Consider the following 22,693-nt stretch of genomic DNA (forward strand, 5'->3'; position numbering starts at 1 on the left):
TAATAAAAAGGCCGCCGGGAAGCGGCGGCCTTACATGTCCAGTGACGGTCGGGCGGAAATCAGAGGCCGAGAGCGGCGCGCAGCTCAGCCTTGGCGCCTTCATATTCGCTCGTGTAGTCATCATGCGTCATGATGGTCTGAGCGATGACGGTGCCGGCGATGCGGCCAGCTTCGATGTCGGACGCGTAATGGATGCCGCCGACCACGCGGTTATGGCCATATTCCCAGGCGCGGGCCATGATGGCGGCGCGCTTCTCCGGCACCATGTTCGCCAGCACAATGCCCATCAGCGTGCCGACCGTGGTGTGGCCGGACGGATAGGAGCCGGACTTGGAGAGCGGTACGATCGGCTTTACGAGATCGCTGTAGAGGTGCGGACGTGGGCGCTTCCAGACATCCTTGGCCGGATCGACGACGGCGCCTTCGGTCTCGACGACGCGATCGAAGAATGCCGAGAACTTCGGCAGGTTTTCCTTGGTGAATTTCGGGCTGTCGATAACATCGGAGAAGCGCCAGACGTTCTCTTCGGCATCGGCCACGGCGCGTGCCGCCATTTCGGGCGTGCGGGTAACCTGGATCGTCAGGATTTCACCGAGTTCGGCCTTCATCTGCGCCGAATCATTGGCAGGCGGCGGCGGCAGCAGATCGAGGAGATTGATTTCCTTGGCATCGCTGAACGGCTTGGCATCCCCGGCGAAAACGGGCGAGGTGAAACCGACGACGAGCAAAAGGGTTAAAGCTTTGGCAAAAGTACGCATTTGGGGGCCCCCATGATGTGAGACCCGTACCTAGCAGGCTGTCATCTCAACCGCGTGACAAGCGAAGTTTGCAACGCCTCCGCGCCGCACTTGCCCACAACGATTACGCAACATCTCGGCGACGCCGTTCTTCAGTTCGCAGGCGCCAGCCGATCGATGACGCCGAGGTCGTCGCTTTCGCGCACCTGCTTCAGATGTTCCTCCGCCTGTGTCGCCTCGCGCTGGCGGTTCCACATCGAAGCGTAGAGGCCGTTCTGTTCCAGAAGGGCGGCATGTGTGCCGCGTTCGGCGATCTCGCCGCTTTTCAGCACGATAATCTCGTCTGCCCCGATGACGGTGGAGAGCCGGTGGGCGATGACTAGCGTCGTGCGGTTCTTGGAGACGACGTCCAGCGCCGCCTGGATTTCCCGTTCGGTCGTCGTGTCCAGCGCCGAGGTCGCCTCGTCGAGGATGAGCACCGGCGGAGCCTTGAGGACCGTGCGGGCAATGGCGACACGTTGCTTTTCGCCGCCGGAGAGCTTTAGGCCGCGCTCGCCGACCTTCGTGTCGAAACCTTCCGGCAGATGGCGGATGAAATCGCCGATCTGGGCGATCTCGGCCGCGGTCGTCACCTCGTCCTCACTCGCTCCCGGCCGGCCGTAGCGGATGTTGTAGGCGATGGTGTCATTGAAGAGCACGGTATCCTGCGGCACCATGCCGATCACCTTGCGCAGGCTCTTTTGCTTCACTGTGCGCAGATCCTGACCGTCGATAGTTATCGCGCCGCTCTGCACGTCGTAGAAGCGATAGAGAAGCCGCGAGAGGGTCGATTTGCCGGCGCCGGAGGGCCCGACCACGGCGACCGTCTTGCCGGCCGGCACGTCGAAGGAGATGCCCTTCAGGATCGGCCGGGCGCTATCATAGGCGAAATGCACATCCTTGAACGAAATGGCCCCGTGACCGATGGCCAGTTCCTTCGCGTCGGGGGCGTCCGTCACCTCCGGCCTTACTTCCAGCAGATCGAACATCTCTTCGATGTCGGTCAGGCCCTGGCGGATTTCGCGATAGACGAAGCCGATGAAGTTCAACGGCACCGAGAGCTGCAGCAACATGGCATTGATGAAGACGAAGTCGCCGACCGTCTGGTGGCCGTTCAGGACAGACCAGCCGGAAATGACCAGCATGACCGTTGTCCCTAGGCCGAAGATCAGGCCCTGGCCGAAGTTCAGCCAGCCGAGCGAAGTCCAGACATCGGTAGCGGCCTTCTCATAGCGCGACATCGACTGATCGAAGCGCCTGGCCTCCATCTCCTCGTTGCCGAAATATTTGACCGTTTCGAAATTCAGGAGCGAATCGATCGCCTTGGTGTTGGCGTCGGTGTCGCTTTCGTTCATCGAGCGGCGGATGGAAATGCGCCAGTCGCTCGCCCGGACGGTGAACCAGATATAGAGCCAGACCGTAACGGCTGTTACCGCAAGATAGGAAAATCCGTAGCCGCGCCAGAAGATGATGGCGGTCAGCAGGAACTCGATGAAGGTCGGCAGCGTGTTGAGGATGGTGAAGCGGACGATCGTCTCGATGCCCTTGGTGCCGCGTTCGATGATGCGTGACAAGCCGCCGGTCTTACGCTCGAGATGGAAGCGCAGCGACAGCTCGTGCATGTGCACGAACGTCCGGTAAGCGAGCTGGCGCACGGCATATTGACCGACGCTGGCAAAGAGCGAGTCGCGCAACTGGTTGAGGCCGAGCTGGATGAGGCGCGTAACGTTGGTGGCGACGATCAGCGCGATGGCGCCCACCATGAAGGCTGGCAGGATGCCCTGCATGTCCAGCTTGCCATTCAGGGCGTCGACAGACCATTTGAAGAAATAGGGGACCAGCAGCAGGAAGAATTTCGAGATCAAAAGATAAACGGTTGCCCAGACGACCCGCATTTTCAGGTCCATGCGGCCTGCCGGCCACATATAGGGCCAGAGATTGACGATCGTGTTCAACGGATTGCTGGAATCCGCCGATATGGTCTTCTTGCGATCTGCCATGTCCGTCTCCGGCAAATATCTGAGGCAGCCGGGCAGTGGCGCGCTCGCGCAGCCTGGCTGGAAGCCCCGTCAGGTAACGAACAGGGCGATAGGGGTCGGCGGCACGCTTATACCATTTTTATGTCAGGTAAAAGCAGCGGCCACGCGTTGATTGCGCATAGAGCGCCGCGTGTTCAACTGAACTCACAAAGGTCGCTCTAGCTTTTTGAATCCAGAGCATCTTATCCGCTTACAGGTGAATCACCTGAAAGCGGGATGCTCTGGCCGTATTGCATCCGGTCCTGTTGTGAGAGGTTATGCCTTAGAGATGCCCGCCTGAAAGCCGCTTGCGATGCAGCTCTTCCGCATTGGGCAGTGCATCCTTCGGCAGGCCGAAGACCTGACCGGGCAGAATGCGGTCTGGATTGTTGATCTTGTCCTCATTGGCGAGATAGATCGTCGTATAACGCACGCCGGCGCCGTAAGTGCGGCGAGAAATCTGCCAAAGCGTATCGCCACGGCGGATGATGACCGCATTGGTGTTCTGCGAGAGCGGCGCCTGCTGCAGGATCTTGGGACCGCCGCCGCTGGAGGAGGTTTCGACGCTCGCTGACGCCGGGGTCGCATTCTCCGGCTTGGTGACTGTGGCCATCATCTCCCCGAGATTGGGCAGCGCATCGCCGACGGACTTCGGATCCTTCGGCAGAGCTTGCAACACTGCTAGCGCCCGGCCGGCCGCGTTTGCGGCATCGGCGGCCGCCTGTTTCAGCGTCGCACTGGCATCGATCGCCGGACGGAATTCCGAAAGTGACTTCAGAGCAATTTCCGTCCCTGAGCGGGCCGCGGCGAGTTGTTCCGCAGTCGGCTGCTTGCCATCCGCAAACAGGTCCTTCAGCAGGGTGAAAGCCTTGGCGGCGTCCTCCCTCAGCTTGCCAAGCTCACCTTCGTCGAGCGGTACCATCGTGGTGGCCGCAGCATTACCGCTGGCGCTGGAAGCCGCGGGTGTTTGCGCCGCAACCGTGACCTGATTGCCCTCGGGGCGGGTGAAGTTGACGCTGGTACGCAACACGATCTTGCCGGTGCCGTCCAGGACGTCGACACGGATCTTGTGGTCACCGACCGCCAGCGGCATCACCCCGTCGACGACAAAATGGCCATCGGCTCCCGCCACGATCTCGCCGATCAGCTTGTCGTCTGCATAGGCTCGAACCTTGGCGTTCGGCTTTGTCGTACCGGCGACGAAGACGTGGTCGTTTTCAATCTCAACTGCATTGACCATGACTTCAGGCACTTGACCACCGGTCGGCGCTGCGGGAGAGGTCGCCGCGTTGCCGGCAGGATTGGTGGAGGCAACGGCGGTGTTGTCCTGCGGTTTGGCGCCGGTGCCATCGTTGGCGGTCGCGAGCGCATTGGTCCCCGGCGCTTGCTCGTCAGAAGCAACGCGCCCTTGCTTGGCTGACGGCGCGGTGATGATGCGGCTTGCCGTCCCAGGCTTGGTAACCATGGCTAGAAGCTGGCTCTTGTCGTCCTTCGGAACCGAAATGGTAGCAACTTCCTCGGAGGTGACGGCCTTGCCGTCCTTTCCGATTGCACGTAGCACCAGTTGATGATCGCCGGTCGGCAACGGATTGTCGAGCACAGCGGCAAAATCGCCGGTCGGTCCGACATCGGTCGTCGTCAACACCTTGTCGCCATCGATGATCTCCAGCTTGGAATTCGGCTCGGCCTTACCGGCGATGACGGTGGAGCCATCAGGCTCGACACGCAGTACATCGAAGGAGGGCATCACTGGTCCCGCTGCTTGCGTCTGCGGCGCAGTCTGGCCAGCGAGCGCTGCCCGCGCCTTATCGATCGCAGCGACAGCATCGGCGATGTTCTTGGGAAGCGACTGAATGATGGCGAGTGCCTTGCCGGCGCCGTCATGTGCCTTGTTGACCAAGGCGGTCGTCGCGGCATCCGTGCCTTGAGGAACGGCAAAATTGACGATCGCCTGCAGCGCTGTGATCACTTTCGTCTTGGCCGCGGTGAAGACATCTTCGGTCGGCCCCTTGCCATCGCTGAAGAGCGCCTGGAGATCGGCAAGAGAGGCAACGGCCGTGCTGCTGAGATCGGTGAGCTTCTTGGTGACATCAGCGGCGTTGGTGGCCGTTGCGGCGGCACCTTGCGTTGCCTCGCCGGCCTTTTGTGCGGCATCGCCTGCCTTCTGCCCATTCTCCGTAATTGTGTTCTTCACCGCGTTGCCGGCCTGATTGATGGCGTCGCCGATCGACTTCTTGTCGCCATTGATGCGCGGCATCACAAAGAAGACCATCAGGACGGTCGCAATTACCAGCACCAACAGAGCCAGCAATCCGGCACGGTTCTTCATCATCATTTATCTCCAAGCGGCGGAGTCGTCTCCACTCTTGAAATTGCTAACGATTTCGCCTGCTTTTACAAGCTTTCTCAGCCATTTCTGCATGCTCTGGCGCAAGTTTTCCTTTGAAAATTCTTGACTGAGCATTTGCAGCATAGTTGTTTGCATTCATGAGTGACGATTCTGTGCCAATTCGATCCATCTGCGTCTATTGCGGCTCCAGGCCGGGGCGCGATCCTTCCCACATGGCTGCAGGGCGCGAGCTTGGTAAGAGCATCGCCGAGAGCGGGTTACGCCTTGTCTACGGTGGCGGAACGAAAGGCATCATGGGCGCTGTGGCGAGCGGCGTCCTGTCGCATGGCGGTCAGGTCACCGGCATCATTCCGGAGTTCCTCGTCGATATGGAAGCGACGCGCCATTCGCTCGGTCAATTGGACGAACTTATCATAACTCCTGACATGCATACGCGCAAACACGCCATGTTCGAGCGCGCTGACGCATTCGTGGCGCTGCCCGGCGGCATCGGTACGTTGGAGGAGATCGTCGAGATCATGACCTGGGGCCAGCTCGGCCGCCATGAGAAGCCTATGGTTTTCGCCAATATCAACGGTTTCTGGAATCCGATGATGGAGCTCATCCGTCATATGACGGAAGAAGGCTTCGTCCATACTGCCCATCGCGTACAGCCGCTGGTCATCGACCAGGTCGCCGACATCATTCCGGCAATTCGCAAGCACGCCGCCGAAACGGTGGGCTCACGCGGTGGCGAAGAGGCTGTCATCGCAAAGCTCTGATTAGGGATTTGCTAACCATGTTCAGTGGTTAGCGCCCCCGGCTCTGACGCAGCATCGACCAGCTATAAAGCGCCAGCCCCGCCCAGATCAACGAGAAGGCGATCATCTGCGTCGTGCCGAAAGGCTCCTTGAACAGGAAGACGGCGATGAGGAAGACCATGGTCGGTACGATATACTGCATGATGCCGATGGTGGAGAGCCTCAGGAGCTTCGCTCCATTGGCGAAGATCATCAGCGGCAGGGCGGTCACGAACCCGCAACCGAGCAAAAGTGCCATATCCGAGATGCCCGTGCGATAGAGATGGCCCTCGCCACGCGCCTCCAGATAGAGGATGTAGAGCAGGGCGGGGATGCAGAGCAGCAGCACCTCGATGAAGAAGCCCTGATTGGGTCCAACCGGCAGCGTCTTGCGGAAAAAGGCGTAGAAGCCCCAGGAGAAGGTCAGCGACAGCGCCACCCAGGGCAGGGTGCCGGCTTCAACGGTCAGAATGACGACCGCTGCGGCCGCGAGACAGATCGCAACGATCTGCGTTGGCGCCAGCCTCTCTTTCAGCAGCAAAGCGCCGAGCGCGATGCTGAACAGCGGATTGATGAAATAGCCGAGGGCCGCATCGAGTGAATGCCCGGCGCCGATGGCCCAGACATAGGTGCCCCAATTGATGGTAATCAACATCGCCGTCACCGAAGCCATGGCGACCGTGCGTGGGTGGCTGAGCGCCGCTTTCACATCGCCCATGCGGCCGAGCGCCAGAAGCACGGCGCCGGCAACGGGAACGGACCAGAAAATGCGGTGAGCGATAACCTCCATGGCCGGAATGTGCGCCATGGCCTTCATGTAGAGCGGCAGTACGCCCCAGAGCAGATAGGCCGTCAGCACGAAACCGAATCCGCGCGCACTGTCCTCGTTCTTGATATCGGCTGCGACCGTATCGGTGGCCATTGATGTTTCCCGCCGTGCTGTTTTCTTTTACGACGGGCTTACTCCAACACGTGTTGCGGGGCCAATTCATTTCCTTGACGGCATCGTCAAGGTTTTTGATAGGCGGCGGATCACTCCGCCGCGATCTTGCCTGCCATATGCCGGTTTTTCATCAGCTTGTAGATGACGGAATCCATCAGCGCCTGGAAGGAGGCGTCGATGATATTTTCCGAAACGCCGACCGTCCACCAGCGTACGCCGCTACTGTCGGTGGATTCGATCAGAACGCGGGTTATGGCCTCCGTACCGCCATTGAGGATACGCACCTTGAAGTCGGCCAGTTCCAGATCGTCGATCTCATGCTGGTATTTGCCGAAATCCTTGCGCAGCGCCAGGTCGAGCGCATTGACCGGGCCATCGCCTTCGGCAACCGACATGATGGTCTGGCCGTCGATGATGATTTTGACCACCGCTTCCGAGACGATCTTTACGCGGCCATGGGAATCGAAGCGGCGTTCGACCATGACGCGGAAGCCGTCGATCGCGAAGAATTCCGGAATGGTACCGAGGGTACGGTGTGCCAGAAGCTCGAAGCTGGCATCGGCGCCTTCGTAAGCATAGCCCGACGCTTCGCGCTCCTTGACGATCTGGATCAGCCGATCGAGCTTCGGATCGTCCTTGCCGACCTCGATGCCGCGCCGCTTCAGCGCATTGATGAAGTTCGATTTGCCGCCTTGGTCTGAGACCATGACCTTGCGGAAATTGCCGACGCTTTCCGGCGGCACATGTTCATAGGTACGCGGGTCCTTCAGCAGCGCCGATGCGTGGATGCCGGCCTTGGTCGCGAAGGCCGAGGCGCCGACATAAGGCGCCTGATGATCCGGCGAGCGGTTCAGCAATTCGTCGAAGGCATGGGACAGTCTGGTCAGGCCCAAGAGCCGCTCGGCATCGATCGCGGTTTCAAAGCGCTCGCTATAGGCCCTTTTTAGCGCCAGCGTCGGAATGAGCGTGATCAGGTTGGCGTTGCCACAACGTTCGCCGATGCCGTTGAGCGTGCCCTGGATCTGCCGCACGCCGGCTTCGACGGCGATGAGTGAATTGGCGACCGCCTGGCCGGTGTCGTTATGGGCATGGATGCCAAGACAGTCGCCGGGCACGCCCTCGGCGATTACGGCTTCGATGATGGCGCGCACTTCCGGTGGCTGGGCGCCGCCATTGGTGTCGCAAAGCACGACCCACCGCGCACCGGCCTCATAAGCTGTCTTGGCGCAGGCGAGCGCATAGGTCGGATTCTCCTTGTAGCCGTCGAAGAAATGCTCGCAGTCAACAAGCGCTTCCTTGCCGGCTGCGATAGCCGCCTTGACGCTTTCGGCGATGCATTCGAGGTTTTCCTCGTTGGTGCAGCCGAGTGCGACCTTGACGTGATAGTCCCAGGTCTTGGCGACGAAACAGATGGCGTCGGCCTTTGCCTGGATGAGGCTTGCGAGACCCGGATCGTTGGACGCGGAAACGCCGGCGCGTTTGGTCATGCCGAAGGCGACGAAGGAAGCCGATTGCGTCCGCTTTTCATTGAAGAAGGCGGTATCGGTCGGATTGGCGCCGGGATAGCCGCCCTCGACATAGTCGAGGCCGAATTCATCCAGCATGGTAGCGATGGAAATCTTGTCCTCGACCGAAAAGTCGATGCCGGGCGTCTGCTGCCCGTCGCGCAAGGTCGTGTCGAAGAGATAGATTTTTTCGCGTGCCATTCTGTTTCCTCCGGCGAACCGGTTTCGTCTTATTCTGTGTCTCGCCCCGCCGTAGGAGTGCCAAAGAGGCGGGGAGAAAGCCAAGTGAAGGTCTCTTGGGCTCAAACTTTCCCGGCAAACTTATCCGTCGCGCGGATGAGCTGGTCGAGAATACCAGGTTCGGAAAAGGCGTGGCCGGCGCCTTCGATCAGGTGGAACTCGGCTCTCGGCCATGCCTTGTGCAGAGCCCAGGCGTATTTTGCCGGGCAGGGCATATCGTAGCGGCCATGAACGATGACGCCGGGGATATCCCGCAATCGGAAAGCGTAGCGAAGAAGCTGGCCTTCTTCCAGCCAGCCGCCATTGACGAAGAAATGATTTTCGATGCGCGCGAAGGCATGCGCATATTCGGCTTCCTCGAACTTTCCGCTGGTCGCAGGGTCCGGCAACAGGGTGATGGTTTCGCCTTCCCAGATCGCCCAGGCCTTGGCGGCCTCGAGGCGCACGGCCTTGTCCTCGTGGGTCAGCCGGCGGTGATAGGCGAGCATCATCTCGTGACGCTCTTCCGGCGGGATCGGCGCGATGAAGCGCTCCCATTTGTCCGGGAACATCTCCGAGACGCCGAACTGATAGTACCAGTCGAGCTCCGCCCTGGTCAGCGTGTAGATGCCGCGCACGATCAGTTCGGAGACACGCTCGGGATGCTTTTCGGCATAGGCAAGTGCCAGTGTCGAACCCCAGGAGCCTCCGAAGATCTGCCATTTTTCCGCGCCGGCCATCTCGCGCAGCCGCTCGATATCGGCAACGAGATGCCAGGTCGTATTGGCGTTGAGCTCGGCATGCGGCGTCGACTTGCCGCAGCCGCGCTGGTCAAACAGCGTAACATCGTAAAGTGCCGGATCGAATAGACGGCGATGCGTCGGAGAGATGCCGCCGCCAGGCCCGCCATGCAGGAAAACAGCGGGCTTCGCACCGGGCGTGCCGACGCGCTCCCAATAGATGACGTGGCCATCGCCGACATCGAGATGGCCGAAGGCGTAGGGTTCGATCTCGGGATAAAGCGTACGCAGTATTTCCGTCATATTTTCAATCCTTCGGAGGGCCAAATTTCCGTATCGTGATCGGGGTGCTGGAAGGAGATGATCTGCTCCTGCCGTGCGTAAAAATCCGGGTCCTGGTGGACGGGTTGCTCAAATATGGTTTCGACCCAAGGTAGGCGCGAGGCGTAGTTCACCTGGATCCGCGGCGCCAAATCGTCACGTTCGTCGAACGCGCCGATGGCGATCTCGAGCCCGCCGGGATGGCGATAGGTCAGTGGCGTGCCGCAATTCTTGCAGAAGCCGCGATCAATGTTGACCGAAGACTGGAAGTAGGTGGGCTCGCCGCGCGTCCATTCCAGGCCGTCATGCGGCGCCGTGACCAGGGCGGAGAAGAAGTTGCCGAATTGCTTCTGGCACATGCGGCAATGGCAGATCGAGGGGCGGCCGAGTTGGCCGCGAATGCGAAACCGCACTGCGCCGCATTGGCATCCTCCGCTTCGGATGGCTTCAGTCATGGCTCTCCTCCTCTGGCCAGGTTTGGGTATCGTGATCGGGATGTTGGTATGAGGCGATGTTCAGCACGAAGGGCGCCTGCTCGGCATCCTCATCCGTCCGGTGCCCCGGCAGCAGATGCAGCCGATCGACGAAGTCTATCTTGCCTTCCACGCCGAACTGCACCACCGGCGGCAGCTTTGAGGGTTCGTCAAAGGCGCCGGCCGCCACGGCAATACCGTCTGGCGCCTCATAGGTCAGCGGTGTGCCGCAATCCGCACAAAAGCCACGCTTCACATGGTTGGACGATTGAAACGTCTTCCGATCGCCACGTGTCCATGCGAGCTCGGCGCCACGCGTCGACACCAGCGGTGCATAATAGGCGCCGAACGCTTTCTGGCACATGCGGCAATGACAGATCGACGAGTCCTTGAGCTCACCCCGTATGCGGAAGCGAACCGCACCGCATTGACAGCCGCCGGTGTAGGTTGCACTCATCGCTTGACCTCCCACGTCGTGGTACGCTCGCCGGTCGCTGGGTCCTTGCCATCTTTCAACTGAATACCTTCAGCTAAAAGTACCTCGCGCATTTTGTCCGCTTCGGCAAAATTCTTCGCCTTCAGCAGTTCCAATCGTACTCGCACCCGCCTGTTGATCTCCGAGACGACGGCGTCATCGATCTCCACTTTCTCGGGTAGCAGGCCGAGAAGTGCTGCGCTTGCGGCGAAGGTTGGCAGGGCGCCGGTATCGGCATTTGCGGCTTGCGCCAAGGCGTGCAGCGCCTGGATCGCGGCGACGGTGTTGAGGTCGTCGGCGAGGGCCGCCATTACGGCGGCGTCCGGTATGGCATTCCCGGCATCCGCCGCCGGCCATTTTGCCAGCAGCCGTTCAGCTTCTTCCAGTCGCTTCATGGAAAAGTCGATCGGCTCGCGGTAATGCGTCATCAGCATGGCAAGGCGCAACACGGCGCCCGGCCAGGTGCGGCCGCCGAATTTTTCGGTGTGCAGCAGCTCGTAGATGGTGACGAACTTGCCTTCAGACTTCGACATCTTGCGGCCTTCGATCTGCAGGAAGCCGTTGTGCATCCAGACATTCGCCATCACATCGGTACCGTGGGCGCAACGCGACTGGGCGATCTCGTTTTCATGGTGCGGGAAGATCAGATCCAGACCGCCGCCATGAATGTCGAAGATTTCGCCGAGATAACGTCCGCTCATGGCAGAGCACTCGATGTGCCAGCCCGGCCGGCCGCGCCCCCAGGGGCTTTCCCAGCCGGGTTCGTTTTCGTCGGAGAGCTTCCAGAGCACAAAGTCGCCCGGGTTCTTCTTGTGTTGGTCGACGGCGATGCGGGCGCCTGCCTGCTGCTCATCGAGATTGCGCTTCGAAAGCTGTCCGTACTCCGCCATGGATTTTGTGTCGAACAACACTTCTCCAGCCGCCTGATAGGCATGGCCCTTGGCGATCAGCTTCTCGATGATCTCGATCATCTGCGCGATGTTTTCCGTCGCCCGCGGCTGCACCGTCGGCTCGAGGCAGCCGAGCGCGATCGCGTCTTGGCGATACTGCGTCTCGGTCTTCTCGGTGACCAGGCGGATCGCTTCGTTGAGTGGCAGACCGGGATGATCACGCAGTGCCCGCGCGTTGATCTTGTCGTCGACGTCGGTAATGTTGCGCACATAGGTGACATGGCTTTCGCCATAGACCTGCCGCAACAGCCGGAACAGCACATCGAAGACGATCGCGGGCCGGGCGTTGCCGATATGGGCGAAATCATAGACCGTAGGACCGCAGACATACAGGCGGACGTTCTCGCGGTCGATCGGCTTGAAGTCGACCTTTTCGCGCGTCAGTGTGTTGTAGAATTTCAGTTGCGGCTCGGTGCCCATTTCATTCTCCCAAGGCCTAGATCCAAAAAAATATCGTCACCGGCGGGCCCGGGACGTTTGTCATCTTGGATTTTGGGAGACGAAAACGGCCAGGCCAGCGAAACGCTAGCGAATAATCTTCCGGCAGATAATGCAGATAACCGTTTTCATGGCCGGCTTTATCGCGCGACTACGGTGATTGGTCAAGAGCCGCGATAGGGCACCGATGACCGATTATTCCGGCATTCGGTAGTCGACGAGCTTGTTCTCGCGCACGACGAAGAGCTTGCCGGTTTCGGTCACGTCCGGGCCGGCGAGCGGCAGGATGGCTTGGGCGACGTCGCGGGGATGCGGCAGCGTCTCCGGATCTTCGCCCGGCATCGCCTGTGCGCGCATTGCGGTTCGGGTGGCGCCGGGATCGACGCTTGTGATACGCAGCGTAGTACTCTGGGTTTCGCCGGCCCAGGTGCGAGCAAGCGCCTCGACGGCCGCCTTGGATGCCGAGTAGGGACCCCAGAAGGGCCGGCAGCGATGGGCTGCAGCCGATGACAAGATGATGGCGCGGCCTGCGTCTGCGCGCATCAGCAACGGCTCGACGGAGCGGATCAGCCGCCAGGTCGCCGTGACGTTGATGGTCATCACCTTCTCGAAGACCTTCGCTTCGACATGGCCGACGGGCGAGATGACGCCGAGCACGCCGGCATTGGCAACCAGGATGTCGAGCTTGCCCCAGCGTTCGAAGATCGAGCCGCCGAGCGCATCGATGGCATTCATGTCGGCAAGGTCGAAGGGCACCAGCGTCGCCGCGCCGCCGACTGCCTTGATGGCGTCGTCGAGTTCTTCAAGGCCGCCAACCGTGCGGGCGCAAGCAATCACATGCGCGCCAGCTTTGGCTAGTTCCAGCGCGGTGAAATAGCCGATACCGCGCGACGCGCCGGTAACGAGGGCGATTTTGTCCTTGAGATTTATGCTCATGCTGCCTTGGTCCGAGTGCACTAGGGAAAGAGAAGGGCGAAAGGCCTCATGTCAGCCATTGCTGGCGAGCACGGAAAGCTTGCGCACATTGCTGGTGCTTTCCCGGTCGAGCAGGCGGGTCGGATAATCACCGGTGAAATAATGGTCGGTGAACTGCGGCTGCGCGTTATCGCGTGGAGCGCCCCCGACGGCGCGATAAAGGCCGTCGATCGACAGGAACTCCAGCGAATCCGCACCGATGAAATCGCACATCGCCTTCAGGCTAGTGTACTGGTTGGCAAGCAGCTTGTCGGCATCCGGCGTGTCGATGCCGTAGAAATCCGGATGGTAGATCATCGGGCTGGCAACGCGGATATGCACCTCGCGGGCGCCGGCGTCGCGGATCATCTGCACGATCTTGACCGAGGTCGTGCCGCGCACGATGGAATCATCCACCAGAACGACGCGCTTGCCTTCGATGATGGCGCGGTTGGCGGAGTGCTTCAGCTTGACGCCGAAGGCGCGGATCTGCTGCGTCGGCTCGATGAAGGTGCGGCCGACATAGTGGTTGCGGATGATGCCGAGCTCGAAGGGAATTCCGCTCGCCTGAGCATAGCCGATCGCCGCCGGCGTGCCGCCATCCGGGACGGGTACCACGACATCCGCCTTGACCGGGGCTTCCTTGGCAAGATTGATGCCCATGTTCTTGCGGGCGACGTAAACATTGCGGCCGCCGACCACGGAATCAGGGCGGGCGAAATAGACATATTCGAACAGGCAGAGACGCTCGGGCTGAGAAACTTCCGGCTTGCGGGCATCGACCGTGATCGAGCCGTCTGGCTGGATTTCGCAGATGATGACTTCGCCGTTTTCGACATCGCGGATATATTTCGCGCCGATGATGTCCAGCGCGCAGGTTTCGGAGCAGAAGATCGGCTTGCCGTCGAGTTCGCCCATCACCAGCGGTCGGATGCCGATCGGGTCGCGCGCTGCGATCAGCTTGGTGCGCGTCATGGCCAGCATCGAATAGCCGCCTTCCATCTGGCGGATCGCGTCGATGAAGCGGTCGGAGGAGGAGGGATGCTTGGAGCGGGCGATGAGATGGAGAACGACTTCTGTGTCCGATGTCGACTGACAGATGGCGCCGTCGGCGATCAGCTGCCGGCGCATGGTCAGGCCGTTGGTGAAATTGCCGTTGTGAGCGATCGCGATGCCGCCGACTTCCAATTCGGCAAACAGCGGCTGCACGTTACGCAGGATGGTTTCGCCCGTCGTCGAATAGCGCACATGGCCGATCGAGCGATCACCGGGCAGCCGGGCCAGCGTGGCGGGATCGGTATAATGATCGCCGACGAGACCCATCCGCCGCTCCGAATGGAAGCGTTGACCATCGAAGGAGACGATGCCGGCCGCTTCCTGGCCGCGATGCTGCAGGGCGTGCAAGCCGAGAGCCGTCAGCGTCGCCGCATCCGGATGCCCGAGAATGCCGAAGACGCCGCATTCTTCGTGCAGCGTGTCGCCGTCGATATCATCCTCGATAGAAAGGGAATGGTTCATGGCTGCAGGCCTTTGCTCTCAACGTGGGCGGATCGGGGCGCCGTTGCGACTAAATGCAAAAATAACTGAAAATCCGGCCGGAAAGAATATCGGGCCGGATCTTCGTATTTCGTGCCGCTCACATGGCGATTATCGCTCGGCGGGTCAAGCCTGTAAACGCACTGTTAATTGTTCGTCTGCGGCGCAGGCGCGTCATCGGACGGCGCGGCATCGTTCGGGGTGCCATCCTGTGGCTGCGATTGCTGTTGCTGCTGGTTCGGTGCGATCTTGTTGAGGATCTCGGCTGGAAGCATCGCCTGGATGTTTTCCGGAAGCGCCGATTTGAGCTTTTCGACCATCGAATCGAGGAAAGGCTTCGATTTGGCGTTGTTGACCCAATCCGGACGTGCGGGCGGCGCGACCAGCCAGTTCCAGAAGGCCACCACGACGACCATGAGCAACAGGCCGCGGGCAGCGCCGAAAAGGAAGCCGAGCGTGCGATCAAGCGCGCCGATACGGCTGTCGATGATGAAATCCGCAATCCGGATGGTGATGAAGGAAATGACGATCAGCGCGATCAGGAAGATGACGGCGGCAGAGGCGACGGTCGCTATCCGGGTGTCTGCCGTGTAATGCATCGCATAGGGTACGAGCAGCGAATAGAGATAATAGGCGGCGACGGCCGAGCCGCCCCAACTGACGATTGAGAGAATTTCGCGGGAAAAGCCGCGCACCATGGCCAGAACGGCAGAGAACAAAACGACGCCGATAACAATACCGTCAAAAATCGTAATGGGCATGTATAATCCACTCCAAGACTTGCCGCGCCGAGCGTGGCTGCCATCGGGCCTCAATATGTGCCTCTCTCCCCGTCAAGAACGGCTGAAGTAAGGCTCAGTCTTCGTCTTCTGCGCGCTTGAGCGCGCCCTTCGATCCGGCTATGCGCACCACCAGGTCCGGCAGGCTGTCGATCTCGTTCCAGCGTCCACCATTGCCTTTCGGCAGGTCGGCGGAGGCGGTGGGGAGAAGCGCTGCAGAAAATCCCAGCTTCTCGGCTTCCTTGAGGCGCTGAGCGGTGTGCGCAACCGGCCGGACGGCGCCCGACAGGCTGACTTCGCCGAAATAAACACAATCAGCGGGAAGGGCAAGACCAGCCAGGGATGAAACCAGTGCAGAGGCGACAGCGAGGTCGGCAGCCGGCTCAGAAATACGATAACCGCCGGCAATATTGAGATAAACATCGTGCTGGCCGAGCCGAACACCGCAATGCGCCTCGAGTACCGCGAGAATCATCGACAGTCGTGCCGAATCCCAGCCGACGATGGCGCGCCGAGGCGTGCCGAGCGATGTCGGCGCGACCAGCGCCTGCACTTCGACCAGCACTGGGCGTGTGCCCTCCATGCCGGCGAAGACGGCGGCGCCGGGTGACTTTTCGTTACGCTCGCCAAGGAAGAGTTCGGATGGGTTGGGCACGTCGCGCAAGCCACTGTCGGACATTTCGAATACGCCGATCTCGTCCGTTGGACCGAAGCGATTCTTCACCGTGCGCAGGATGCGGTAATGATGGCCGCGATCGCCTTCGAAATAGAGGACGGCGTCGACCATATGTTCAACGACACGAGGGCCGGCGATCTGGCCATCCTTGGTGACGTGGCCGACCAGCACCATCGCAGTGCCGGTCTGCTTGGCAAAACGGATCATCGCTTGGACGCCGGTGCGCACCTGTGTGACGGTGCCGGGCGCGGATTCGGCAAGCTCGCTCCACAGCGTCTGGATGGAATCGATGATGACGAGATCCGGCCGCTTGCCTTCGGAAAGCGTCGCCAGAATGTCCTCGACATTGGTTTCCGCCGCCAGCAGGACTTCTGTGTCAGCCGCCTTGAGCCGCTGGGCTCGCAGGCGAACCTGAGCCACTGCTTCTTCGCCGGAGACATAAACGATTTTGTGCCCGCGACGGGCGAGCGCGGCTGCTGCCTGCATCAACAGCGTCGACTTGCCGATGCCAGGATCGCCGCCGACAAGAACCGCCGAGCCGCGGACGAAGCCGCCGCCGGTCGCCCGGTCGAGCTCGGATATGCCGGTATGGATGCGCGGCGCTTCCTTGATCTCGCCCGAAAGCGTCGTCAGCGTCACGGGCTTTCCCTTCCTCGGCGTCTTTGCGGGGCCGCCGCCGATCCCACCCATCGGATCTTCTTCAACGATGGTGTTCCATGCGCCGCAACTGTCACACTTGCCGGCCCAGCGATTGTGGACCGTGCCGCAGTTCTGGCAGATGAATTGTGTACGGGCCTTGGCCATCGGATGCTGTTCTCAAAGTTCAAATGCTTCGCTTTTCGCAGCGAATCGCGATCGGTTGTCAGATAATGTCTTTCCCTGCCTATCAAAACTAATGATTTCCGTATCAACGGCGATTGTGTCAGCCTTTATGCCGGGTTTTCGATCGGTGATGACGGATGTTCGACTATACGCTTGCGCATTGGATCACATTTCTTTCGGCCGCAACGCTGCTCAATCTGTCGCCGGGGCCGGACATCGCCTTCATTCTCGGCCATACGTTCAGAAGCGGCAGGCGCTCCGGCTTTGCCGCGCTGTTTGGCATATGGAGCGGTGCCTGCCTTCATGTGTTGATGGCCGCAGCCGGGCTGTCGGCGATATTGGCGGCCTCGGCCATCGCGTTTTCGGCAGTAAAATGGGCAGGTGCCGCCTATCTCATCTGGCTTGGAATACAGGCACTGCGCTCGAAGGGCGAGGGCGCCTGGATCAAGGAGGCGGGGAAGGTATTGCCGTGGAGCCGTATCTATCGGCAAGGTATCCTGGTTTCGCTGCTCAACCCGAAAGTAGCCGTCTTCTTTCTCGCTTTCCTGCCGCAGTTCGTTGTTGAAGGCGCAGGCCCGGTCTGGGCGCAGCTCTTGCTCCACGGCAGCCTCATCATCGTGGTGGCCGCCTTCATCGAACCGCCGCTCATTCTTCTCGGAGGTCGCCTTGCCGAGGCATTGCGGCGCAACCGAACCGCGGGTCTGTGGCTGGATCGGGGGCTTGGAACATTATTCGTAGCGCTGGGTGTCCGCTTGGCGATCAGTGCGCGTTGAGCCGCGCTGACACTACTACTCGTCGGCCTCTTCCCAGACATACCGGCGCTCATGTCTGAGGCCCAGCCCGGTCAGCATCTCATAGCCGATCGTGCCGGCCACGCGGGCGGCGTCGTCAATCAGGATATTCTTGCCAAAGAGCTCGATATAATCGCTGGCACGGACCAGTTTTTCAGGCACGTCGGTCACGTCGAAGATGGTCAGGTCCATGGTGATGCGGCCGGCAACGGGCACCTTGTGACCGGCAATGAAGCCTTGGCCGCCGGGCAGGCCGGTCTGACGCAGCGGTACGCCACCGCTTGACAGGCTGCGCATATAGCCGTCGGCATAGCCGGCCGAGACGATGGCAAGCCGGCTGTCGCGAGTAAGCTCCAGCGCCCGGCCGTAGCTGACCGTCTCGCCGGCTCTGACGGAGCGGGTCTGGATGATCCGCGCCTCGGCGGTTGCGACCGGCCGCATCGGATTCGCCGCTCCGTTCACCGCCTGGCCGCCATAGAGGGCGATGCCGGGACGGGTGAGGTCGAAATGATAGTCCGAGCCCAGGAAGATGCCGGCAGAGTTGGCGAGACTCGCCTCGATGCCCTCGAAGGCGGCGCTGACCGTGCGGAATGCCTCGAGCTGCTGCTTGTTCATCGCATGGGCGGGGTCGTCGCCGCAGGCGAGGTGGCTCATCACCAGGACAGGTGCGAAACTCGCGGGGCGTGAGACGTCGTTGGCGAGTGCGACAGCGTCCTCCACGGTTAGTCCCAGCCGATTGAAGCCGGTATCGACCTGCAGCGCGCACGGGTAGTCCCCGTAGTCGGCGAGCACCGACATCCAGAAGGTCAATTGCTCTTCGGAAGCGATGACGGGCACAAGATCGTTTTCGAAAAATAGCCGCTCGGTCCCCGGCCAGATGCCGCAGAGCACGAAGATGCGGGCTTCCGGTGCGTAGAGCCGTAGTGTCACGCCTTCTTCGGCGGTGGCGACGAAGAAATCGCGGGCGCCGGCGAGATAAAGTGCCTCGCCGACATCTTCGATTCCCAGGCCGTAGGCATCGGCTTTCACCGCCGCCCCGGTCCGGGCCTTGCCGGAGCGGCGGGCCATGTCCCGCCAGTTCTCGACCAGGGCGCCTAGATCGACCGTCAACCGAAGGCCGGCGGAAGCGAAAGCGTCATTGTCTTCGAAGGGAAGGGAAAAGTCTGTCATGGATCGCCGCGATGAAAAGGAAGTTGTTCAGAGCACTGTAGAGAGCATTGTGGCAAAGAGAAAGCGGGGACAGTCAGATACCAGCCTTTCATACGGCGATCACTTTTGTTCAAGACGCGCGGGAGCCGGCGCGCTAATGTGCCAGGATGCAAAATGTTTCGCAGAAAGAGGCGGCTGACGCCATGCCGCTTGCCAAGGTGGAATCGACCCGCTTCTGGCGGGACGGCCGCTTTCGCGACATGGAGTGCCTGAGCGCGAGCTTCGTGACCCATGAATATGCGCCGCATGCGCACGACACGTTCAGCATCGGGCGATCGAAAGCGGCAGCCAGATTGCCACATTGCGCGGCAGGCGGGAAGAAACCGGACCGGGCGATCTCTATCTGATCGATCCTGGCGTGGTTCACGACGGTGCTCCGGGAGGCGAAGGCTATCGCTACCGCATGATCTACCCGGACACGAAGCTCTTCGTCGAGATTCTGGAAGATGTCACGGGCAAGGCCTTCAACGCGACGCCATCCTTTGCGGGTTCGTTGTCGCGCGATCCGCAGCTTGCCAGGGCCTTCCACAAAGCGCACCGCACGCTCGAGAGCGGCGCCGGCGCGCTGGAATCCGATGAAGGTATGTTCTCGGTGCTGGCTGCGCTCTTTGCGCGCTACGGCAGCACTATCGTTCTGCCTGTCGATACCAAGGAGCGTAGCGCCGTCGCCCGCGCCCGCGATTACCTCATTGAGAATTTCGACAGCGATGTGGGATTGGAGGAGTTGGCCAAGGTCGCGGGGCTGAGCCGCGCCCACCTGATCCGCGCTTTCCGCAGGGAGTATCACATTACGCCCCATGCCTTTCTGACCGACCGGCGGGTGATCATTGCCCGCCGATTGCTCAGAGAAGGCCGCATGCCGGCCGATGTTGCCATGGAATGCGGTTTCGCCGATCAGGCGCATTTCACCCGCCACTTCAAATCACGCACCGGAGTCACCCCGGGCCAGTTCCGCGTCGGCTAGGGCATTTTCGCTTTTCTTTGAATCGCGAAAACGATTGTCTTGCGCGTTCTGGACCGAAAAACGCTTCGCCCTTTTCCTGGAAATGCTCCAATCACTTTCGTTCAATACAGCGCCGCTGGGTGTCGGCTACCTATCCAACATTGTTGAAGTAGAGGTTGCCAATGTTGCAGCAAAACCCGTCGGCCGGTGAATTCAGAGCCGGAATGCGTGCCATTTTTCCGCTGATCGTCGCCGTTCTGCCGATCGGCCTTGTCTTCGGCGCGGTTTCGGTGACCAAGGGGCTTTCGCCGCTGGAGACCACACTGATGAGCGCGCTCGTCTTCGCTGGTGGCTCGCAATTTGTGGCGATGGATATCTGGACACATCCCGCAAGCTGGATTGGCGCCGGCTTCGCGGCCCTGCTCGTCAATATCCGCCACTTGCTGATGAGCGCTTCGATTGGCACGAAGATGCAATCTTTCTCCGGCATCAAACGCTACATCGCCATGCTGTTTCTCGCCGATGAGATTTGGGCCATGGCGGAATTCCGCGCTGGCGCGACGCGGCTCACACCCGCCTGGTATGCAGGCGTCGTCACGCCCTTCTACTTGACCTGGGTCGGCTCGTCGCTTGCGGGTGCTTTGCTTGGCGCCTTTCTCGGCGATCCCGCCGTCATCGGTCTCGACTTCGCCTTTCCGGCCGTCTTCATCGTGCTGGTCATGGGCTTCTGGAAGGGACCGGAAACCGGCGCCGTGCTTGCCGCAAGCGGAATTGCAGCCGTTGCGGCCCACCAGTACGTGCCCGGTGTCTGGTATATTGCAGCCGGCGCGCTGGCGGGGCTGGCAATGGCTTTCTGGAGAGGCAGAGCGCGGGAGCAGGCGGCATGACGCTCGATCTCAACACTCTACTCGCCATCTTCGCCATGGCTGCTGCAACGATCTTCACCCGTGTTGGCGGTCTTGTCTTGATTCGCTACGTGGAGATTGACGAGCGCCGGCGAACCGCAATCGAAGCCATTCCACCGGCCGTGCTGATGGCTGTCATTGCCCCGACAGCCTTTGCTACCGGCTGGGCGGAGACGCTGGCCTGTGCCGCCACCGCAATCGCCTCCCACCGCTTGTCGATGCTGGCAAGCGTTGTTGTCGGCGTTGCCACGGTGGCTTTGCTGCGGGCTGCGGGACTCTGAAGCGTTTCCGGGAAGAGCGCGTAGCAGTTCTCGGCAAGCTTCATGTCAATGTTCCTCGTACTGCGTGAAGGACGGGTCGGCGAGATCGGCAAAGCGTGTGAACTCCGACTGGAAGGCGAGCTTGACGGTACCGGTCGGCCCGTGACGTTGCTTGGCGATGATAACGTCGGCCGAACCCTTCACCTTGTCGAAGAGAACTTCCCATTCCGCATATTTCGGATCGGCCGGATCGCGCGGTTCGCTGTTCTTGACGTAATACTCCTCGCGGAACACGAAGAGCACCACGTCGGCGTCCTGCTCGATCGAACCGGATTCGCGCAGGTCCGAAAGCTGCGGCCTCTTGTCATCGCGGCTTTCGACGGCGCGCGAGAGCTGGGAGAGCGCAATGATCGGAACGTTCAGCTCCTTGCCGAGCGCCTTCAGGCCGGTGGTGATCTGGGTGATTTCTTGGACGCGGTTCTCGTTTGATTTGCCGGAGCCGGTCATGAGCTGAACGTAGTCCACCACCAGAACGTCGAGGCCGCGCTGGCGCTTCAGGCGCCGCGCACGCGCGGAAAGCTGAGCAATGGAGATGCCGCCGGTCTGGTCGATATAGAGCGGCACTTTCTGCATCATCATTGAGCAGGCGACCAGCTTTTCGAAATCGGCATCGTTGATATCGCCGCGGCGAATCTTCGATGAGGAGACTTCCGTCTGCTCGGAAATGATACGCGTGGCGAGCTGTTCAGACGACATTTCCAGCGAATAGAAGCCGACGACGCCGCCGTTCTTCGCTTTGGTGGAGCCATCCGGCTGCACCTCACCTTCATAAGCGGCGGCGATGTTATAGGCGATATTGGTGGCGAGCGAGGTTTTGCCCATACCGGGACGGCCGGCGAGGATGATCAAGTCCGAGCGCTGCAGGCCGCCCATCTTGCTGTCGAGCGAATGAATGCCGGTGGAAATGCCCGAAAGGCCGCCATCACGCTCCTTGGCGACGGCCGCCATGTCGATCGCCAGCGCCACGGCGTCGTTGAAGGCCTGGAAGCCGCCGTCATAGCGGCCGTTTTCCGCGAGTTCGAACAGCCGGCGCTCGGTATCCTCGATCTGCGTCTGCGGCGGCATGTCGAGCGGCGCGTCATAGGCGATGTTGACCATGTCCTCGCCGATGGTGATCAGCGCCCGGCGGAGCGCCAGATCGTAGATGGCACGGCCATAGTCCTCGGCATTGATGATCGAAACGGCTTCGGTCGCAAGACGGGCGAGATATTGCGCCACCGTCATGTCGCCGACTTTCTCTTCCGCCGGCAGGAAAGTCTTGATCGTGACCGGATTGGCAGTCTTGCCCATGCGGATGATGTCGCCCGCCACCTCGAAGATTTTTCGATGCAGCGGCTCATAGAGATGAATGGGTTTCAGAAAATCGGAGACACGGTAATAGGCGTCGTTGTTGACGAGGATGGCACCGAGCAGGGCCTGTTCGGCCTCGATGTTATTCGGCGCTTCGCGGTAATGCGGTTCGGCGGGAGCAATGGCGGCGATCTTTCGCGCTGCTTCGTTCATTTTCCGTCTCTTCGTATTTTGGAGTGCGGAATGGTTTGCGACGATCCGATGTCGCGGTCAATTGCAGAAGGGCGATGCCGTGTCGCGGGGCATCAATTCCTTCGGCCTATTCACATTGTTCCACTCATCCACAGGGACAACCTCTCCGAAATAAAGATAGCTGTTGTCGCCACTTTGCAACGGAATGACCGACACACGAATCACATACGAGAACTTCCATGAATCATTTTAGCTTGGTCCGCCGCCGGTGACATCCCGCAAGCTGGCA

General features: G+C 60.7%; 19 protein-coding genes and 1 pseudogene. 5 read left to right on the forward strand and 15 right to left on the reverse strand.

The annotated features are described in order from the left end of the window. Positions 1-59: 59 nt before the first annotated feature. From CCGE525_RS07170 to CCGE525_RS07180, 3 genes are all read right to left on the reverse strand, one after another. Positions 60-758 carry an acid phosphatase gene (locus CCGE525_RS07170; protein WP_120703686.1) on the reverse strand — a complete coding sequence of 233 codons (699 nt, stop codon included), beginning with the start codon at positions 756-758 and terminating at the stop codon, positions 60-62. A gap of 131 nt (positions 759-889) precedes the next feature. Continuing rightward, complete coding sequence (locus CCGE525_RS07175; RefSeq protein WP_120703687.1) at positions 890-2,776, reverse strand: ABCB family ABC transporter ATP-binding protein/permease; 1,887 nt, start codon at positions 2,774-2,776, stop codon at positions 890-892. Positions 2,777-3,077: 301 nt separating this feature from the next. Beyond that, positions 3,078-5,126, reverse strand: coding sequence for a LysM peptidoglycan-binding domain-containing protein (locus CCGE525_RS07180; protein WP_120706306.1), 2,049 nt, complete (start codon positions 5,124-5,126; stop codon positions 3,078-3,080). Between the two features lie 155 nt (positions 5,127-5,281). Between CCGE525_RS07180 and CCGE525_RS07185 the strand changes: the two genes are divergently transcribed. Further along, the gene (locus CCGE525_RS07185; RefSeq protein ID WP_120706307.1) at positions 5,282-5,905 is read left to right on the forward strand and encodes an LOG family protein; all 624 of its coding nucleotides are present in this window, start codon (positions 5,282-5,284) and stop codon (positions 5,903-5,905) included. Positions 5,906-5,933: 28 nt separating this feature from the next. Here CCGE525_RS07185 and rarD read toward each other — a convergent pair whose 3' ends face one another. From rarD to radA, 10 genes are all read right to left on the reverse strand, one after another. After that, positions 5,934-6,845: an EamA family transporter RarD gene (rarD, locus tag CCGE525_RS07190; RefSeq protein WP_120703688.1), complete on the reverse strand. Its 912-nt coding sequence runs from the start codon at positions 6,843-6,845 to the stop codon at positions 5,934-5,936. 110 nt (positions 6,846-6,955) lie between these two features. Next, complete coding sequence (gene cimA, locus CCGE525_RS07195; protein ID WP_120703689.1) at positions 6,956-8,572, reverse strand: citramalate synthase; 1,617 nt, start codon at positions 8,570-8,572, stop codon at positions 6,956-6,958. A gap of 101 nt (positions 8,573-8,673) precedes the next feature. After that, complete coding sequence (gene pip / locus CCGE525_RS07200; RefSeq protein WP_120703690.1) at positions 8,674-9,633, reverse strand: prolyl aminopeptidase; 960 nt, start codon at positions 9,631-9,633, stop codon at positions 8,674-8,676. Further along, positions 9,630-10,106: a GFA family protein gene (locus CCGE525_RS07205; protein ID WP_120703691.1), complete on the reverse strand. Its 477-nt coding sequence runs from the start codon at positions 10,104-10,106 to the stop codon at positions 9,630-9,632. The genes pip and CCGE525_RS07205 overlap by 4 nt, the downstream gene beginning before the upstream one ends. Then, entirely contained in the window at positions 10,099-10,581 is a 483-nt protein-coding gene (locus tag CCGE525_RS07210; protein WP_120703692.1) for a GFA family protein, read from the reverse strand. The genes CCGE525_RS07205 and CCGE525_RS07210 overlap by 8 nt, the downstream gene beginning before the upstream one ends. Further along, the gene (gene cysS, locus CCGE525_RS07215) at positions 10,578-11,969 is read right to left on the reverse strand and encodes a cysteine--tRNA ligase (RefSeq protein WP_120703693.1); all 1,392 of its coding nucleotides are present in this window, start codon (positions 11,967-11,969) and stop codon (positions 10,578-10,580) included. Before cysS ends, CCGE525_RS07210 begins: the two co-directional genes overlap by 4 nt. A gap of 213 nt (positions 11,970-12,182) precedes the next feature. Next, positions 12,183-12,923: an SDR family NAD(P)-dependent oxidoreductase gene (locus tag CCGE525_RS07220; protein ID WP_120703694.1), complete on the reverse strand. Its 741-nt coding sequence runs from the start codon at positions 12,921-12,923 to the stop codon at positions 12,183-12,185. A 51-nt stretch (positions 12,924-12,974) separates the two neighbouring features. Beyond that, positions 12,975-14,459, reverse strand: a complete 1,485-nt coding sequence (gene purF, locus CCGE525_RS07225) for an amidophosphoribosyltransferase (RefSeq protein WP_120703695.1) — start codon at positions 14,457-14,459, stop codon at positions 12,975-12,977. 164 nt (positions 14,460-14,623) lie between these two features. Next, entirely contained in the window at positions 14,624-15,238 is a 615-nt protein-coding gene (locus tag CCGE525_RS07230) for a CvpA family protein (RefSeq protein WP_120703696.1), read from the reverse strand. Positions 15,239-15,332: 94 nt separating this feature from the next. Beyond that, positions 15,333-16,736 carry a DNA repair protein RadA gene (radA, locus tag CCGE525_RS07235; RefSeq protein ID WP_120703697.1) on the reverse strand — a complete coding sequence of 468 codons (1,404 nt, stop codon included), beginning with the start codon at positions 16,734-16,736 and terminating at the stop codon, positions 15,333-15,335. Between the two features lie 155 nt (positions 16,737-16,891). Here radA and CCGE525_RS07240 point away from each other — a divergent pair, with 155 nt between their 5' ends. Further along, complete coding sequence (locus tag CCGE525_RS07240) at positions 16,892-17,527, forward strand: LysE family translocator (RefSeq protein WP_120703698.1); 636 nt, start codon at positions 16,892-16,894, stop codon at positions 17,525-17,527. A gap of 15 nt (positions 17,528-17,542) precedes the next feature. On the opposite strand, the gene alr is transcribed toward CCGE525_RS07240, so the two are convergent. Continuing rightward, positions 17,543-18,715 carry an alanine racemase gene (gene alr, locus CCGE525_RS07245; RefSeq protein ID WP_120703699.1) on the reverse strand — a complete coding sequence of 391 codons (1,173 nt, stop codon included), beginning with the start codon at positions 18,713-18,715 and terminating at the stop codon, positions 17,543-17,545. A gap of 146 nt (positions 18,716-18,861) precedes the next feature. On the opposite strand from alr, the pseudogene CCGE525_RS07250 reads away from it, so the two are divergent. The 3 genes and pseudogenes from CCGE525_RS07250 to CCGE525_RS07260 all read left to right on the forward strand — a co-directional run bounded on the left by CCGE525_RS07250 (position 18,862) and on the right by CCGE525_RS07260 (position 20,883). Then, a pseudogene (locus CCGE525_RS07250) lies at positions 18,862-19,718 on the forward strand (AraC family transcriptional regulator). Between the two features lie 161 nt (positions 19,719-19,879). Beyond that, positions 19,880-20,584: an AzlC family ABC transporter permease gene (locus tag CCGE525_RS07255; protein WP_120703700.1), complete on the forward strand. Its 705-nt coding sequence runs from the start codon at positions 19,880-19,882 to the stop codon at positions 20,582-20,584. After that, positions 20,581-20,883 (forward strand): AzlD family protein, encoded by a 303-nt coding sequence (locus CCGE525_RS07260; protein ID WP_120703701.1) that lies wholly within the window; start codon positions 20,581-20,583, stop codon positions 20,881-20,883. Before CCGE525_RS07255 ends, CCGE525_RS07260 begins: the two co-directional genes overlap by 4 nt. 45 nt (positions 20,884-20,928) lie before the next feature. Here the strand turns inward: CCGE525_RS07260 and CCGE525_RS07265 are convergent, their stop codons facing one another. After that, complete coding sequence (locus CCGE525_RS07265; protein WP_120703702.1) at positions 20,929-22,425, reverse strand: replicative DNA helicase; 1,497 nt, start codon at positions 22,423-22,425, stop codon at positions 20,929-20,931. Between the last annotated feature and the right edge of the window lie 268 nt (positions 22,426-22,693).

Source organism: Rhizobium jaguaris (genome assembly GCF_003627755.1).
In the GTDB taxonomy this organism is placed as follows: domain Bacteria; phylum Pseudomonadota; class Alphaproteobacteria; order Rhizobiales; family Rhizobiaceae; genus Rhizobium; species Rhizobium jaguaris.

Coding starts and splice junctions, on each gene's coding strand:
- CCGE525_RS07170 (WP_120703686.1), bottom strand. CDS start 758: ATGCGTACTTTTGCCAAAGCTTTAACCCTTTTGCTCGTCGTCGGTTTC.
- CCGE525_RS07175 (WP_120703687.1), bottom strand. CDS start 2,776: ATGGCAGATCGCAAGAAGACCATATCGGCGGATTCCAGCAATCCGTTG.
- CCGE525_RS07180 (WP_120706306.1), bottom strand. CDS start 5,126: ATGATGAAGAACCGTGCCGGATTGCTGGCTCTGTTGGTGCTGGTAATT.
- CCGE525_RS07185 (WP_120706307.1), top strand. CDS start 5,282: ATGAGTGACGATTCTGTGCCAATTCGATCCATCTGCGTCTATTGCGGC.
- rarD (WP_120703688.1), bottom strand. CDS start 6,845: ATGGCCACCGATACGGTCGCAGCCGATATCAAGAACGAGGACAGTGCG.
- cimA (WP_120703689.1), bottom strand. CDS start 8,572: ATGGCACGCGAAAAAATCTATCTCTTCGACACGACCTTGCGCGACGGG.
- pip (WP_120703690.1), bottom strand. CDS start 9,633: ATGACGGAAATACTGCGTACGCTTTATCCCGAGATCGAACCCTACGCC.
- CCGE525_RS07205 (WP_120703691.1), bottom strand. CDS start 10,106: ATGACTGAAGCCATCCGAAGCGGAGGATGCCAATGCGGCGCAGTGCGG.
- CCGE525_RS07210 (WP_120703692.1), bottom strand. CDS start 10,581: ATGAGTGCAACCTACACCGGCGGCTGTCAATGCGGTGCGGTTCGCTTC.
- cysS (WP_120703693.1), bottom strand. CDS start 11,969: ATGGGCACCGAGCCGCAACTGAAATTCTACAACACACTGACGCGCGAA.
- CCGE525_RS07220 (WP_120703694.1), bottom strand. CDS start 12,923: ATGAGCATAAATCTCAAGGACAAAATCGCCCTCGTTACCGGCGCGTCG.
- purF (WP_120703695.1), bottom strand. CDS start 14,459: ATGAACCATTCCCTTTCTATCGAGGATGATATCGACGGCGACACGCTG.
- CCGE525_RS07230 (WP_120703696.1), bottom strand. CDS start 15,238: ATGCCCATTACGATTTTTGACGGTATTGTTATCGGCGTCGTTTTGTTC.
- radA (WP_120703697.1), bottom strand. CDS start 16,736: ATGGCCAAGGCCCGTACACAATTCATCTGCCAGAACTGCGGCACGGTC.
- CCGE525_RS07240 (WP_120703698.1), top strand. CDS start 16,892: ATGTTCGACTATACGCTTGCGCATTGGATCACATTTCTTTCGGCCGCA.
- alr (WP_120703699.1), bottom strand. CDS start 18,715: ATGACAGACTTTTCCCTTCCCTTCGAAGACAATGACGCTTTCGCTTCC.
- CCGE525_RS07255 (WP_120703700.1), top strand. CDS start 19,880: ATGTTGCAGCAAAACCCGTCGGCCGGTGAATTCAGAGCCGGAATGCGT.
- CCGE525_RS07260 (WP_120703701.1), top strand. CDS start 20,581: ATGACGCTCGATCTCAACACTCTACTCGCCATCTTCGCCATGGCTGCT.
- CCGE525_RS07265 (WP_120703702.1), bottom strand. CDS start 22,425: ATGAACGAAGCAGCGCGAAAGATCGCCGCCATTGCTCCCGCCGAACCG.